The 14,243-nt window shown below is 41.8% G+C and carries 14 protein-coding genes and 1 pseudogene; all 15 read left to right on the plus strand.

The window, feature by feature from the left end; all coding sequences use genetic code 11:
* Window positions 1–74: 74 nt before the first annotated feature.
* Complete coding sequence (ctaD, locus tag AC0YN6_RS06030; protein ID WP_475746278.1) at window positions 75–1,922, plus strand: cytochrome c oxidase subunit I; 1,848 nt, start codon at window positions 75–77, stop codon at window positions 1,920–1,922.
* Window positions 1,919–2,536 (plus strand): cytochrome (ubi)quinol oxidase subunit III, encoded by a 618-nt coding sequence (locus AC0YN6_RS06035; RefSeq protein WP_475745739.1) that lies wholly within the window; start codon window positions 1,919–1,921, stop codon window positions 2,534–2,536. The genes ctaD and AC0YN6_RS06035 overlap by 4 nt, the downstream gene beginning before the upstream one ends.
* Window positions 2,537–2,539: 3 nt before the next feature.
* Entirely contained in the window at window positions 2,540–2,857 is a 318-nt protein-coding gene (locus AC0YN6_RS06040; RefSeq protein ID WP_475745740.1) for a cytochrome C oxidase subunit IV family protein, read from the plus strand.
* Between the two features lie 91 nt (window positions 2,858–2,948).
* Window positions 2,949–3,845, plus strand: a complete 897-nt coding sequence (ctaG, locus tag AC0YN6_RS06045) for a cytochrome c oxidase assembly factor CtaG (RefSeq protein ID WP_475745741.1) — start codon at window positions 2,949–2,951, stop codon at window positions 3,843–3,845.
* A 53-nt stretch (window positions 3,846–3,898) separates the two neighbouring features.
* Complete coding sequence (locus AC0YN6_RS06050; protein ID WP_475746279.1) at window positions 3,899–4,342, plus strand: DUF420 domain-containing protein; 444 nt, start codon at window positions 3,899–3,901, stop codon at window positions 4,340–4,342.
* A 261-nt stretch (window positions 4,343–4,603) separates the two neighbouring features.
* Window positions 4,604–5,329 carry a hypothetical protein gene (locus AC0YN6_RS06055; protein WP_475745742.1) on the plus strand — a complete coding sequence of 242 codons (726 nt, stop codon included), beginning with the start codon at window positions 4,604–4,606 and terminating at the stop codon, window positions 5,327–5,329.
* Between the two features lie 29 nt (window positions 5,330–5,358).
* On the plus strand, window positions 5,359–5,745 hold the full coding sequence (locus AC0YN6_RS06060; RefSeq protein WP_475745743.1) for a GntR family transcriptional regulator: 387 nt from the start codon (window positions 5,359–5,361) through the stop codon (window positions 5,743–5,745).
* A gap of 11 nt (window positions 5,746–5,756) precedes the next feature.
* The gene (locus AC0YN6_RS06065; RefSeq protein ID WP_475745744.1) at window positions 5,757–6,674 is read left to right on the plus strand and encodes an ABC transporter ATP-binding protein; all 918 of its coding nucleotides are present in this window, start codon (window positions 5,757–5,759) and stop codon (window positions 6,672–6,674) included.
* Between the two features lie 16 nt (window positions 6,675–6,690).
* The gene (locus AC0YN6_RS06070) at window positions 6,691–7,593 is read left to right on the plus strand and encodes an ABC transporter ATP-binding protein (protein WP_475745745.1); all 903 of its coding nucleotides are present in this window, start codon (window positions 6,691–6,693) and stop codon (window positions 7,591–7,593) included.
* On the plus strand, window positions 7,586–8,902 hold the full coding sequence (locus AC0YN6_RS06075; protein WP_475745746.1) for an ABC transporter permease: 1,317 nt from the start codon (window positions 7,586–7,588) through the stop codon (window positions 8,900–8,902). Before AC0YN6_RS06070 ends, AC0YN6_RS06075 begins: the two co-directional genes overlap by 8 nt.
* 720 nt (window positions 8,903–9,622) lie before the next feature.
* On the plus strand, window positions 9,623–9,991 hold the full coding sequence (locus AC0YN6_RS06080; protein WP_475745747.1) for a hypothetical protein: 369 nt from the start codon (window positions 9,623–9,625) through the stop codon (window positions 9,989–9,991).
* 39 nt (window positions 9,992–10,030) lie between these two features.
* Window positions 10,031–10,165: a hypothetical protein gene (locus AC0YN6_RS06085; protein ID WP_475745748.1), complete on the plus strand. Its 135-nt coding sequence runs from the start codon at window positions 10,031–10,033 to the stop codon at window positions 10,163–10,165.
* Between the two features lie 266 nt (window positions 10,166–10,431).
* Window positions 10,432–12,213, plus strand: a complete 1,782-nt coding sequence (locus tag AC0YN6_RS06090; protein WP_475745749.1) for a sensor histidine kinase — start codon at window positions 10,432–10,434, stop codon at window positions 12,211–12,213.
* A complete protein-coding gene (locus AC0YN6_RS06095) occupies window positions 12,206–13,792 on the plus strand; it encodes a response regulator transcription factor (protein WP_475745750.1) in 1,587 nt (528 codons plus the stop codon). The genes AC0YN6_RS06090 and AC0YN6_RS06095 overlap by 8 nt, the downstream gene beginning before the upstream one ends.
* Before the next feature lie 272 nt (window positions 13,793–14,064).
* Window positions 14,065–14,190: pseudogene (locus AC0YN6_RS06100) on the plus strand (hypothetical protein); the annotation flags it as partial.
* Window positions 14,191–14,243: the final 53 nt, after the last annotated feature.

Consider the following 14,243-nt stretch of genomic DNA (forward strand, 5'->3'; position numbering starts at 1 on the left):
TTTATCGGTGATTGAAGGAGGTACCTACTTTGGCTCATGCGCATTCGCATAAGGTCAAACGTTACAGCGGTCTAATGGACTGGCTGACAACGGTTGACCATAAAAAAATCGGAATATTGTATATGATTGCCGGCGGTTTTTTCTTCCTTGTCGGCGGTTTGGAAGCGATTTTGATTCGTGTTCAACTGTGGAAGCCGCTAAATAACTTTGTTAGCGCAGATACATACAATGAGCTATTAACAATGCACGGCACGACAATGATCTTTCTTGCGGCCATGCCACTTTTATTCGCTCTAATGAATGCGGTTGTACCGCTTCAAATTGGCGCACGCGACGTAGCCTTTCCTTTCGTTAACTCATTAGGCTTCTGGACATTCTTGTTCGGCGGTATCTTGCTTAACGTAAGTTGGTTTACTGGCGGCGCACCTGATGCAGGCTGGACATCTTATGCGCCACTCGCCGGAACGACCTATAGCGGCGATCATGGCGTAGATTATTATGTACTTGGCTTGCAGATTGCAGGTATCGGAACACTAATCGGGGGGATTAACTTCCTCGTAACGATTATCAACATGCGTGCTCCAGGCATGACGTTCATGCGTATGCCGATGTTCACATGGACAGCGTTCATTACTTCAGCGCTTATTTTGTTCGCTTTCCCTGCTTTGGCAGTTGGTCTAGCGGCGCTAATGTTCGACAGATTGTTTGATGCAAATTTCTTTGATCCTTCTGGCGGCGGTAACGCGGTTCTATGGGAGCATATTTTCTGGATATTCGGGCATCCTGAGGTTTATATCCTCATCTTGCCGGCCTTCGGCGTTATTTCCGAGGTAATAAGTACATTCTCACGTAAGCGTTTGTTCGGTTACAGCTCAATGGTATTCGCTACAATCCTGATCGGCTTCTTGGGCTTCATGGTTTGGGCGCATCACATGTTCACAGTAGGTCTGGGACCTGTTGCGAATGCGTTGTTCTCGATTGCAACGATGCTTATTGCAGTGCCAACAGGTATCAAAATTTTCAACTGGCTATTTACGATGTGGGGCGGTTCCATTAAGTTCACAGCAGCAAATTTATTCGCTGTCGGATTTATCCCGACCTTCGTAATGGGCGGCGTTACCGGCGTCATGCTGGCAGCAGCACCTGCTGACTTCCAATATCATGATTCTTACTTTGTCGTAGCGCATTTCCACTATGTTATCGTAGGTGGTTTGGTACTAGGTATATTCTCAGGTCTTCACTACTGGTGGCCAAAAATGTTCGGACGTGTGCTTAATGAAACACTTGGTAAGTGGACATTCTGGACATTCTTTATTGGATTCCACTTAACATTCTTCATTCAGCATTTCCTTGGCTTGCTAGGTATGCCGCGTCGTATTTGGACATATCTTGACGGACTTGGTTTCAATGAAATGAACATGATTAGTACAGTAGGCGCGTTCATGATGGGCTTTGGTACGATTTTCTTCTTGCTAAACGTTGTTATTACAGCGTTTAAACCACAAGATGCACCAGCAGATCCATGGGAAGATGGTCGTACTCTAGAGTGGACAATTCCATCTCCGCCTCCTGAGTACAACTTTGCACAAACTCCGCTAGTACGCGGATATGACGCTTACTGGAAAGAAAAAACGGATGGCCACAAAGGCATGACGCCTGCGGAGCCAATTGGTCCGATTCATATGCCTTCTCCATCGATCCTGCCTTTCTTTATGGGACTTGGATTGTTCATCGCAGCATTAGGATTTATGTATGCTCCAGATTGGGGTAACTTGTTCGGTTCATTCAACGCGGGCTATGCTGTCGGTATTGTTGGTTTGGTGATCTTGTTCGGTTGCATGTTCTTGCGTTCAGTAATCGATGATCATGGATTCCACATTGAAGAAGAAGAAATCCTTAGAGATTTGGGGGGGAAAGCATGAGTGCGCATTCGCATGTAGAGGGGCAATTGCCTCATGAGCCCGAAAAGGCGACCCTCGAGGGACGCAATAAAGTATTAGGCTTCTGGCTTTTCCTTGGCGGAGAGACCGTATTGTTTGGAACGTTGTTCGCAGCGTTCCTTGCACTACGCAATCAAGTGCTAGATGGACCGCCAGCACATGAACTGTTCCAGCTTCCACTCGTTGCACTTGCGACTGCATTATTGCTTACGTCAAGCTTAACGAGCGTGTTCGCTGTTCATGCGCTGCACACTAACAGAGTGAAGGCGCTAATCAATTGGTTGATTGTTACCGTAGTTCTCGGGGCTGCCTTCCTTGGTCTTGAAATTTATGAGTTCGTGCACTATGTACATGAAGGCCACGGTTTTACAACGAGTGCATTCAGCTCCTCGTTCTATACACTAGTTGGTTTCCATGGAGCACACGTAGCTTTCGGTATTACGTGGATCACATTGATTATCATTCAATTAGCAAGAAAAGGCTTGACTGTAGTGACAGCTCCGAAGGTATATGTAGCTGGTATGTACTGGCACTTTATCGACGTTGTATGGGTATTCATTTTCACCGTCGTTTACTTGATGGGAAAGGTGGTTTAATCCATGGCAAGCAATCATACAGCTACTGAGGAAACCCCAAAGCGTCATAGGGTAGAAGGTCCTAAGAAGCACATCATCGCTTTTCTATTCTCTGTCTTGCTTACATTCATCGCTTTCGCGACCGTAATAAGCGGAGAAATAAACAAAGATTTTACCTACATCATATTAATGGGATTAGCTGTATTGCAAGTATTCGTTCAAATGGCATTCTGGATGCATATGAAGGATCGTGGTCATACATTCGCAATCATTGGGATCTTGACAGGTGTTTTCATCGTATTCACTTGTGTCATTATGGCTGAATATTGGGCTTGGTGGTAAACGGTTAGTCCATTGGAGGAGGAGGGTCCCGAGGCTTGGGTCCCTCCTCTTTTGCAAAAAATAGCTGGCGTAATTGAAAGGAGCTTCCACGATGCTTGGCTTACAATATTTTCGCTTCGAGGAATTGTGGACCCCCATGTTTCTATTCGGAATGGCCGCAATCGTCATTCTATATTTCTATTTAATTGGTCCTTGGCGTGAGAAGCATGTTCCTGAGGCAGATGCAGCAACAACACTTCAGAAGACGATGTTTGTTTCGGCTGCTATTTTGTTTTATATGGTTCACGGTGGACCTTTCAATCTATTAGGTCACCTTATGTTTACATTTCATATGGTCAATATGTCGGTGTCGTATTTAATCGTCCCGCCTCTAGTTTTACTTGGAGTGCCAAGCTTCCTTTGGCGTAAAATGTTCTCGGCTCGTTTTTGGAAAAAGCTGAGTTTTATGATGAATCCCATTGTTTGTCTAATCCTGTTTAATATGTTGTTTTCGGTCTATCATGTTCCAATTGTCCATGACTATGTGATGACGCACTTCTCTGTGCATCGTCTTTATTATTTTATATTGTTAGTAACTTCGTTTATGATGTGGTGGCAGATTACAGATCCTGTACCGGAGTGGAAAAAACTAAGCGATGTGAAAAGAATGGGGTATGTGTTCGCGAACGGTATGCTGCTAACTCCAGCTTGTGCATTGATTATTTTCGCGAAAACTTCCATGTATGCGATTTATAGCGATCCAGACGTTTGGGTAACAGCGATGGGCTACTGTGTATCGGGTGACCCAAGCAGATTGCTAGAGAGCTTCAGCGGTCCGCAATTTTTTAATTTGATGGACGTTGTCGAGGATCAGCAGCTGGGCGGGATCGTCATGAAGTTTATACAAGAAATTATGTATGGACTCATTCTGGTGTACATCTTCAAGCAATGGTACAAGCGCGAGCATAAGGATGATGATATGCCGAATACGAATCCAGGAACGGCTTAATACCAAATATTTTACGAACAATAGGTGGGGTAAAATTGAACAGTTATACTATTATGCCGACAATCAGCACTTTCTTCATCGTGCTTAGCGCCGTGCTGGTCGCAATAGGCTGGAGACTCGCAATCAAGCGCAGGCTGGAAGAGCATCAGAAGGTCATGTTCTATGCAGCGGTATCCGCAACAATCTTCTTTATCATATATTCAACTCGCACGATATTTGCAGGAAATACAGCATGGGGCGGTCCTGATGAGTTAAAGCCTTATTATCTTGTTTTCTTATTATTTCATATTGTGCTTGCGACAGTTGGCGGCGCATTTGGAATTACAACACTTACGCTTGGTTATAAGAAGAAGTTTGTTAAGCACCGCAAGTGGGGGAAAGTAACCTCGCTCATTTGGTTTGTTACAGCTATTACTGGAACGATGGTATATATATTGCTGTATCTTATGTATCCAGGCGGCCATACCGAACCTGTCATCAAAGCTATTTTCGGATAGGATATTTCTATTTATAAAGTGAGAAGGCTGTGCTTTCGAAAGAGATAACTCTTTTGAAGGCATAGCCTTTTTTGTATATTTAAGTGAATTGCTTATTAAATTAGACGGATTTTTATGATGCTGGTGCATTTAACGTTAGAGGGAAATCTCCTTCATAAATCTTTTTATGGAAGTGCTTGACAACTATGTATACAGTGAATATACTGTGTATAAGGATATATACAGTATATATACGATATACGGTTGAAGGGAGTATATGGCATGGGATTATGGAAAGGTGCTTGGTATTTAGCGAAGCATGAGATCGCTAATGATGGCTGGAAGTGTCTCTTCACATTATTGATTGTCGGTTATTTATTGTTATTCACTGTACCATTGTTAGGTGAAATAGCTGACGGGGAAGACATAGGGATGATGAGCTGGTCTACGGATTTTATATATTTAAGTTTCCTTCCCATTCTAGGCTTTGTTTTCAATAAAACGATGATGCGTTTTTGGAGGGAAAATACGTACACAAGAAAAATGGCGTTATGGCGCACATTACCGATTTCCTCCAAGCAGATTGCGCTCGGACGTATTATTCATCTAACGATTGTATTGCTTGTTGCACAACTTATTTTTTTCATCCTGCAATTTATTTTATTAATTAATATGGGAGTGGAGTTGTCTATTAGCTCCTTCGCTTTGTATGGAATATTCTGGTTTGGCTATTCGTTATCGATTGCTATAGCGTATGTGTACTGGGAAATTGGTCATTCCGGAAAAATTTATTTCTTCTCCAATCTGTTTTATATCATCGTAATTTTAATCATTTCGTCATTCATGGCGTTCTTAGATATAGGAAATGTTGTAGTTACATCTTTTCAGGCAATTGATAAAGGATTCTGGTGGATGCCTGTCGCTGCAATCATAGTAAGCGGAATTGCAGTAGTCATCGGAGTTAATCGAATATCAAACAGGCTTGAGAATCGCACCTACAGAGCATAGATATCGGTGAATGGAAGAAGGTGAAGTCCATGCGGCTTCCAATACAAATTAATGAGCAAAGTGCAGAGCCGCTTTATCATCAGATTGAAGTACAATTGCGCGCATTAATTGTCAGCGGTCAGCTATCAGAAGGGATGCTGCTGCCATCGATACGCGAGCTTGCACAAACGGTAAAGTGTAGTGTCATAACAGTAAAGAGAGTATATAACGATTTGGAAGCGGAGGGTTTGCTGCGAACGCGGCAAGGAACTGGCACCTATGTCGCACAAGTTGGAGAGCTTGACCTGGAACGACATCGCTTTGGAGCAGTAGTAGAGGCATTGGAGCAGGCGGTTGTTGCCGGTAAAAGAGTGCAATGCACGGCAGAAGAGCTGGAGACGATGTTTAAAGAAGCGATGAGTAAACATTTTGAATAAAGGAGGGACGTATGATGAGTGAGACGATGGCGATTCAGTTAGACGGAGTTGTGCAAAATCGTACGAACTTCAAGCTAGGACCAGTCCATATGAGCATTCCGCAAGGGTACATTACCGCTATTGTAGGACCGAACGGGTGCGGCAAAAGCTCCACATTTCGATTGATGCTTGATCTGGATAAAGCGGATGAGGGCAACATTCAAGTGCTTGGTCATCATATCGGGCATGGCATTGACATAGAGCTAAAGAAACGAATTGGTTATTTGCATGATCAATCCTCCGCGCATGAGGATGACATGAAGGGAACTGCAAAGGCGGAGTTTCATCGCTTATGGTACGACAAATGGGATGTGAATCGCTATCGCGAGCTGCTGCACATTCTAGAAGTCGATGATAATCAGCTGCTTGGCAAAATGTCGAAGGGGATGCGCCGCAAATTCGAATTTGCGCTGACGCTCGCACATAGCCCAGAGCTTCTTTTGCTCGATGAGCCATCGTCTGGTCTAGATCCACTCGCATGGAAAACGATGATCGAGATTCTTCATCGGTATATGGATCGAGGTGATCGTACTATTCTGATGACCTCTCATATCATCGAAGAAGTAAAACGACTTGCAGATTTTATCGTGTTTATGGCCCAGGGAAGAGTACTTGGCATGTATGAGAAGGATGAGTTATTCAGCAGTTGGTTTACGCTATTTATAAGCGGAGAAGAGCTTAGTGCGAAAAAGGCAGCAAGCATGCCGGGGCAATGCGGCGTGGAACACGCAGGCGGCACTACATATCGCATTACGACGAACAAAGCTGCAGATGCAGAAGCGTGGTGCGCAGCGGAGGGTTATCAGATCGTCAGCAGGCAGGCGCTCGAGCTTGATGAAATTATGAGTGCGTTTCTGCTGCACGATCGGTTAAGCAATCGATTAAATTAATGAGGGGAGCAGACAGATGAATCCATTAAAGGTAGAGAAGGTTGTCAAGCAGTATGGGGACAAAACGGCGGTAAACGAAATTAGCTTGGAGGTAAGCGAGGGCGAGATTTACGGTCTGCTCGGGGCCAATGGCGCCGGCAAAACAACGACGATGCGGATGGTGCTTGGCTTGATCTATCCGGACCAAGGGCGAATTCTCTACAACGGAAAGCCTTACAGCAATGAGCAGCTTAGCCTGCTTGGGTATTTGCCGGAGGAACGGGGACTCTATCCGAAGGTGAAGATCAGCGATCAAATCATCTATCTGTCGCAGCTTAGAGGAATGTCGAAAGCGGATGCCGACCGCAATCTGAAGCAATGGCTGGAGAAGTTCGAGGTGCCGGAATATTACAATAAGAAGGTCGAAGAGTTGTCGAAGGGGAACCAGCAGAAGATTCAGTTCATCGCGGCCGTCAACCACAAACCACGCATCGTCGTCATGGACGAAGCATTCAGCGGGCTTGACCCTGTCAACGTCGAATTGTTGAAATCGACGGTGAAGGAGCTGCGCGACTCCGGCTCGAGCATCCTGTTCTCGACGCACCGGATGGAGCATGTCGAGGAGCTGTGCCGCAACATTACGATTTTGCATCGATCGAACACGGTCTTGAAGGGCACTCTGAAGGAGATCAAAAAACAATTCCCGAAAGAACGTGTCATCCTTGGGGCCGACAAAGAAATTAGCGGTCTCGATCGGCTGGCCGGCGTAACCGGTGTCACGCGCACGGAGCGCGGCTACGACATTTCCATCTCCTACGAAGCGGCGGGCGCAGACATTCTGCGTTTAGCGATGGAGCAGGCGAGCGTGAATCATTTCGAAATCAAGGAACCGACGCTTAATGAAATCTTTATTCGAACGGTGGGTGATCGTCATGAATAGTTTCTGGACGGTAGTAGGGTTTACGATCCGGAATAAGGTCAAAGGCAAAGCTTTCGTCATTACGACGTTGATTATCGCGTTAATTATCAGTATCGGCATTAATCTTCCTTATATCATTGAACAGTTTGACAAAGGCGACAAAGCAACAAATATCGGCTATATCCAGTCGCAGAGCGAACAAGCGGCAAACAGCACGGCAACAGGCGACAGCTTGAAGGCGTACTACGAGAAACAAGAAAATTCGAGCATCGTGATGGTTCCTCTTGAGGACAAAGGCGATGCCTCGGCGAACGAGAAGCAGCTAAAAAAAGCAATCGACGAAGGGAAAATCAAAGGCTACCTTGAGTTCGGCGATATGACGGACAGCGGTTTCCCGCAAATGACTTACAAGTCCGAGAAGCTGATGGAATTCAGCATGACGGAATCACTGCAGGGAGCACTCTTACAAATTCGCCAAACAAACGTGCTGCAGGATGCTGGCCTCTCGGCCGAGCAAATGGCGCAGCTGTCGGCTCCGATCGAGATCGGCACCGTTCAGATTTATACAGGCGAAGGTTCGGGCAGCGGCAACACGGGCAGAACGCCGGCGGAGCAAGGCGTCAACATGGGCGTCATCTATGTCATGATTATTTTCCTGTTCATGGCCATCATAACCTCCGGCAACATGATCGCGTCGGAGATTACGGCGGAGAAAAGCTCGCGCGTCATGGAAATCCTCATTACGAGCGTATCGCCGCTGAAGCAAATGTTCGGCAAAATATTTGGCATGTTCGTTGTTGTCATCGTGCAGGTCGTATTCTACGTCGCCGTCATCCTGATGAACGTATCCATGCCGCATAACAAAGGCGCATTAGGCAATCTCGACATCGACTTGTCGCTCGTCGATCCGATCCTAATTATCTATGCTCTGCTGTTCTTCCTGACGGGCTTCTTCCTGTTCGCGACGCTGTACGCGGCGGTCGGTTCGATTGTGAGCCGGACGGAAGACCTGGGTCAAGCTGTCATGCCGATGACGTTCGTCTCTCTGGCAGGCTTCTACATCGCGATCTTCAGCATCAGCGCGCCGGACAGCATGCTCGTGAAAGTGACGTCGTTTATTCCGGTCTTCTCGCCATTCGTCATGCTGCTTCGCCTCGGGCTGACGGACGTGCCGATGTGGCAGACGCTTCTCTCCTTCGGCATCCTGCTCGTCTCGATCTACGCAGCGGTCTACCTCTCCGCCAAGATCTACCGCACAGGTGTACTAATGTACGGCAAGCGCCCTAGCTTGAAAGAAATCCGGAAAGCTATGAAGGCGTATAAGATCTAAAAAAATATTGATCTTCGATAACGTTGATTGGAATTGACCCCATAACGTGAGATAAATTAAAACACCTTTAAGTTGAAATTACGAGTGTTGTAAAATACTTGTACAACTTGGAGGTGTTTTTTACGTTGGGACAAGGGTCAGTTACCCAGTAGAGGTGAAAGAATTAGTAGAGCATTTAAGCTTGGATGATCATCACCTGCACTAAGTGAACGGAGTTAGATAGTTTTGCCTCGGAAATGATGGATGAAGAAAGGATACCATGTTCGGCATACTCTCTTTATATTTGGCGTGCCCAGAGACACGGATCATCTAATTAGTGAAAGAGCAATTCTTGAATTACAATAACTTGGTCAAAATCGTTGGATAAACACGAATGACGGAACAACACTAGAAACGGAATGGAAAATATTAAATAAGGTGGATGAAACCGAATTTGAGCCTGGGAACAAAATTTTATTAAAAGCAGGCGATAGCTTGTCCTGCTAGTTTTTGGACAGTCTATCATGATTTTAAATTGAGGGGGTGAAATATACATTCTTTAATATAGTTTCTGCAAACAGACTGTGGTTTATCGACGGTCTGTTTATTTTTTTATTGAATGCAATATATGTAATTTTCTCTTCGAGTTTATTATCTTCCATTAAGGGTATTCTAATAAAAGATAAGAACACACGTTCCAGATTACAGTTGTTTATTCATAAGCTCAAAGGAGAAGGTGCTATGCTTGAGATAATTGAGGATGTTGAAACGAAAATTAGGGGGCTTCAAGCACAAATTAAAAATAGAAAATCCTGTGACAGATTTAATTTTAGTTATGAATCAGATAACCAATGTAAAATTTTTTCTTTAACATTAGAGCTTGAAAAGTGGGAAGCACTATTAAAGTTATTGTTGGAATATAAGAATAAAAGATGCATTCCACTAATAAGAAAGAGTAAAGATTTCGATAATACGATTAAACTCCAACTCTCTGGCGTTCCTGGATCAATTAGAAGGGAAACGTGTTTTGCAATGATTGAATATATGAAACAATTAGAATGGAAAATTGAAAATATAAATGATTTCCCATTAGCCGGTTCTGGGCAATAAAGTTAGATAAAAACGAATAATAGTCACTGAAATGACCCCGTGAGTATACAAAGAAGCGCATTTAATGGATATGCTTTGGTTATCGTACAAGCAGGACATACACCAAGTGAGATAACGTTATTTGCTTCTATTGAAGGACTTCAAACAGCTACGGTACATATAATATTAAGGTAAGTTATAGAAATCTTGCATGTCAAAGACACCAGTTAAGACCGTTCATGTCTCAGAAAACCTTGATGACCAGATACCTTGGTCTATCAAGGTTTTTTTAAACATAACTATCGTTGAAATTTTGCGATTTGAGGAAACTTCAATTTACAATGATATGTATTATTTTTACGAATCCATATACTTTCTTGTGTGAATCACTTCATATTACGATATAATACCCATGATATAATGAAATTGATCTTATAACATCTAACGGAGAACCAAACTCAATGAAATATTACCAAAGAGTACAATCCAAGATTATCACTTACCTCAGGATGATTAGTATCAAGAAGCGTCTCGCCATAAGCTTAATGTGCTTATGTATCTTATGTAGCTTGACTGTGGGAGGACTAAGTTATCAAATTTCGTCACAATCATTAAAGAATACGATGGTTGTCACAACCTCTCAAAATCTCTCAACATTGGAGCTTGCGCTTTACAGCCAAATACAAACGTATGAGAACCTTATTGATCAAATTGTATACTCTGACCAAGTAGAGCAGGTTATACTTAGCTACACAGCAGATCCTCAACCTGATCAAACAACAGAAAAACGCTTGATCCATGAGAATATGTCTAAGTTCCTTACATCCAGTTACTATCGGCTATTCTATACAAAGGATATTCAAATCTATACTGAGAGTGGGAATTCAGTTTACAGTAGTGGATTTGTAACGATTAAAGATTCATATATAACGAAGATCCATAACAGACTTGCGAACAATAGCAGTACCGTGTTTTTACCATACAAAACCATGTCGCGAGACTATTTACTGATTGGTCGAAATCTTAACTCTATAACTTCAAAAAAAACTATTGGCTTCATTGTAGTTGCAGTAGATGCGCAATTCTTAAAGGATCTGTACAACACTACAATTGTGCAGAATGGCTCAGATATTATAATTGCTAACTCGGATGGAGGTATTCTTTCATCTAGTTCTGCAGAACATCCATTCTCTGAACAGATGGAGATTGAGGATTACCCGAAAGACAAGAAATCATTCAGTTATAAAACATCAGGTAAGAACGGCAGTCTATTTACCGTTCGCTCATCACCTATGCAAGGAATTTATCTCATTTCCCAGACGCCAAATGCTATTATTGATTCCGAGTTATTCACATTAGGTAAAAATATTTTCCTTATTGTAATCTTGTTAATATTTTTATCGCTCATTTTTTCATTATTGATTTACAAAAGTATCGCAATACCTCTGAATAAACTTGTTGGACATTTATCGCGTATACAAAAGACGATCACTAATGAACATGTGATTATTGATTCTTCAAAAGATGAGATCGGTTATCTATCGAATACCTTTAACAAGTCTTTACATCAAATTCAGCAACTAATAGAAGAAAACAATAAGGAGCAGCAGCAAAAGCATAAATACCAACTTAAGATGCTTCAAGCTCAAATTAACCCACACTTTCTGTTCAATACACTTAATTCTTTGCGATTTGTCGCGATGATGAGTAATGTTCCACATTTGAGTGGAGGTCTCGGCAGCTTAGGCGCATTGCTGCATAGTAGCATTCTCAACAAAAATGAACTAGTAAATCTAAAATCAGAGCTAGAAAATCTGCAGCATTACGGTGTAATCCAACAAATTCGCTATGGGGACACCTTCGAAATCATCAATAAAGTAGCAGAACAATTTCTTGAATTAAAAGTTCTTAAATTGCTCTTGCAGCCTATTGTCGAGAATTGCATCCTGCACGGAATGGATTCGGACAGAGGAAAAATAACTATTATCGTTAGTACTTATACAGAAGGAAGCACACTAGTTATCAAAATAAGTGATAATGGTAAAGGATACGAGCCGAAAGATAACTTGCAACAAAAGACAGGGTCCTTCTCAGGAATTGGGATAAGCAATGTAAATGAACGTCTGCAATTATACTTTGGAGATAAATATTGTCTTACCACAAATTCGATCATTAATTTTGGAACCGAGGTCACCTTAAGAATGCCAATCATCCATGAAGGGGCTGAAATTAACTATGTATAATGTACTCATTGTAGATGATGAACAGATCGTAAGAGTAGGATTGAGTACTATGATTGATTGGAGAAAGAATGGATACCATCTCCTTTCTCCTGCTAGGGATGGGATAGAAGCTCTTAAGCAAATAGAGTTGAATCACGTGGATATCGTCATTACTGATTTACAAATGCCTGTCATGCACGGTCTCGATTTCATTATGCAATTGAAAGATCACCATCCTCATATACCAATAATTGTACTAAGCAACCATGGGGATTTCGAGACCGTACATCAAGCTATGAATCTTGGGGCTTTTGATATATTACTAAAGGTAACCGTTACTCCTAATAAATTACTCGAGATGTTGAATAATGCAGCACTTACAATACCTAAAAAAAATGAAAATATGCAGAGAGAGCCTGACTATAATAACTCTGCTGAACAAGTAACTGACCTTATCCTTGACATCTGCTGTAATCAAACAAAGCATGATGCTCTATTTCAAAAGTATAACCAGAAGGGCATAATCAATCAGTTAGTATACATTCAGCTGGACTCAGTGCTTCTTCTCACGAACAAGGAACAGATTCCTAGTGTTACCTTCTTGCATAATTCATTATCGATGATGGCACGCGAAATCTTTTGCTTAATAGATCAGGTATATTTGATTCAATTAAAACAAGAAAGTTATTTGCTTGTTCTTTTCGATCACGGAATGGATCAATCAACAGTAATGGAGAAGTGTGATCAATTGATCACAAATGCAGAACGCTATACCAATCTCACGCTTTATGCGAATATAAGCAAACATTTCGAGGATAGTGAGAGTTTTTATCAGCAGTTCAAATCATGCGTAAATACAGCCGAAATATACTTTTATAACTCAACATGTAAGATTACAAATGCAAACGATGAATTATCTATTTTACCGTTAGATCGACAATTTATTGAGAGTATGCAAAAGCAAATATGTTTTAGCATACTAGATTATAATTATGAATTAACTCGAGATCTGTTTGAAACATTATTCAAGCATATTAAAGATTTTAAACCATACCCAGATCAAATCAAGAACGATCTAGCTCACTTTGCTAGAACTTTACTCCATTCTATCAACTATCCGCTTAATGATAATTCACAATTTTTGAAATCTTTTCATGCTTTATCTTCATGCTCAACCTTAATCAGCTATAAAGAGAAATACTTAGAACTCATTGAAGAGCTACTTAAGTATGTCATACCGCTTCAATCCAATACTTATCGACAAGAAATACGTGAAATTATGGATTATATTAACATAAATATCACTTCGAAGCTTACATTACCTATGATTGCGAAACGAATAAATATGAGTGAAACCTATGTAAGTCATTTGTTCAAAACTGAAACTGGCACTACGTTGATGAATTACATTAATACTATGAAAATGCAGCAGGCAAAAGAGCTTCTCAAAAAATCATCCATGCTTATTAAAGATGTATCGAATGTGCTTGGCTTTGATAACCAATTTTATTTTAACAAGACCTTTAAGAAATACTATGGAATTACACCAAGTGCCTTTAAGAACGAACATATTAGCATGCTGTATAAGAACTTAAAATAGAGCTAAACATTCGCATCAATTCGTTCACCGCCCTCCTCTTCTGAAGGGCGGTGATCTTGCAGTTGATTCTGCTAAAGGTGTTAACGCAAGTATTTCGCCCGCACCTTCTTCCTCAACTATTGTTGCCGGAAAGATAGGAAATGCGTTAAAGTTTGCAGGCACTGCAAATAGTCAACCTAATATTTTGGTTGATCAAAATGCTCTTTATAATGAACAAAACTATACTATCGAAACATGGTTTAACCCATTAAGCTGTACACTTATCCAGTAAAAACGGTAAAAGCTTTACAGGAACGGCTCCAGCAAACTCTGTTTCCTTAGACACATGGAATCATTTTGCTATTACAAAGCAAGCAGACACTGTTATATTATATTTGAATGGGACCGAATTCTATTAAGTACGGTGCTGCTGAGGAAGGAAATCAAGATGGATTGTATGCGATCGGCTCCA

It is taken from the genome of Paenibacillus sp. J22P15, assembly GCF_056269345.1.

Coding starts and splice junctions, on each gene's coding strand:
- ctaD (WP_475746278.1), top strand. CDS start 75: ATGGACTGGCTGACAACGGTTGACCATAAAAAAATCGGAATATTGTAT.
- AC0YN6_RS06035 (WP_475745739.1), top strand. CDS start 1,919: ATGAGTGCGCATTCGCATGTAGAGGGGCAATTGCCTCATGAGCCCGAA.
- AC0YN6_RS06040 (WP_475745740.1), top strand. CDS start 2,540: ATGGCAAGCAATCATACAGCTACTGAGGAAACCCCAAAGCGTCATAGG.
- ctaG (WP_475745741.1), top strand. CDS start 2,949: ATGCTTGGCTTACAATATTTTCGCTTCGAGGAATTGTGGACCCCCATG.
- AC0YN6_RS06050 (WP_475746279.1), top strand. CDS start 3,899: ATGCCGACAATCAGCACTTTCTTCATCGTGCTTAGCGCCGTGCTGGTC.
- AC0YN6_RS06055 (WP_475745742.1), top strand. CDS start 4,604: ATGGGATTATGGAAAGGTGCTTGGTATTTAGCGAAGCATGAGATCGCT.
- AC0YN6_RS06060 (WP_475745743.1), top strand. CDS start 5,359: ATGCGGCTTCCAATACAAATTAATGAGCAAAGTGCAGAGCCGCTTTAT.
- AC0YN6_RS06065 (WP_475745744.1), top strand. CDS start 5,757: ATGATGAGTGAGACGATGGCGATTCAGTTAGACGGAGTTGTGCAAAAT.
- AC0YN6_RS06070 (WP_475745745.1), top strand. CDS start 6,691: ATGAATCCATTAAAGGTAGAGAAGGTTGTCAAGCAGTATGGGGACAAA.
- AC0YN6_RS06075 (WP_475745746.1), top strand. CDS start 7,586: ATGAATAGTTTCTGGACGGTAGTAGGGTTTACGATCCGGAATAAGGTC.
- AC0YN6_RS06080 (WP_475745747.1), top strand. CDS start 9,623: ATGCTTGAGATAATTGAGGATGTTGAAACGAAAATTAGGGGGCTTCAA.
- AC0YN6_RS06090 (WP_475745749.1), top strand. CDS start 10,432: ATGAAATATTACCAAAGAGTACAATCCAAGATTATCACTTACCTCAGG.
- AC0YN6_RS06095 (WP_475745750.1), top strand. CDS start 12,206: ATGTATAATGTACTCATTGTAGATGATGAACAGATCGTAAGAGTAGGA.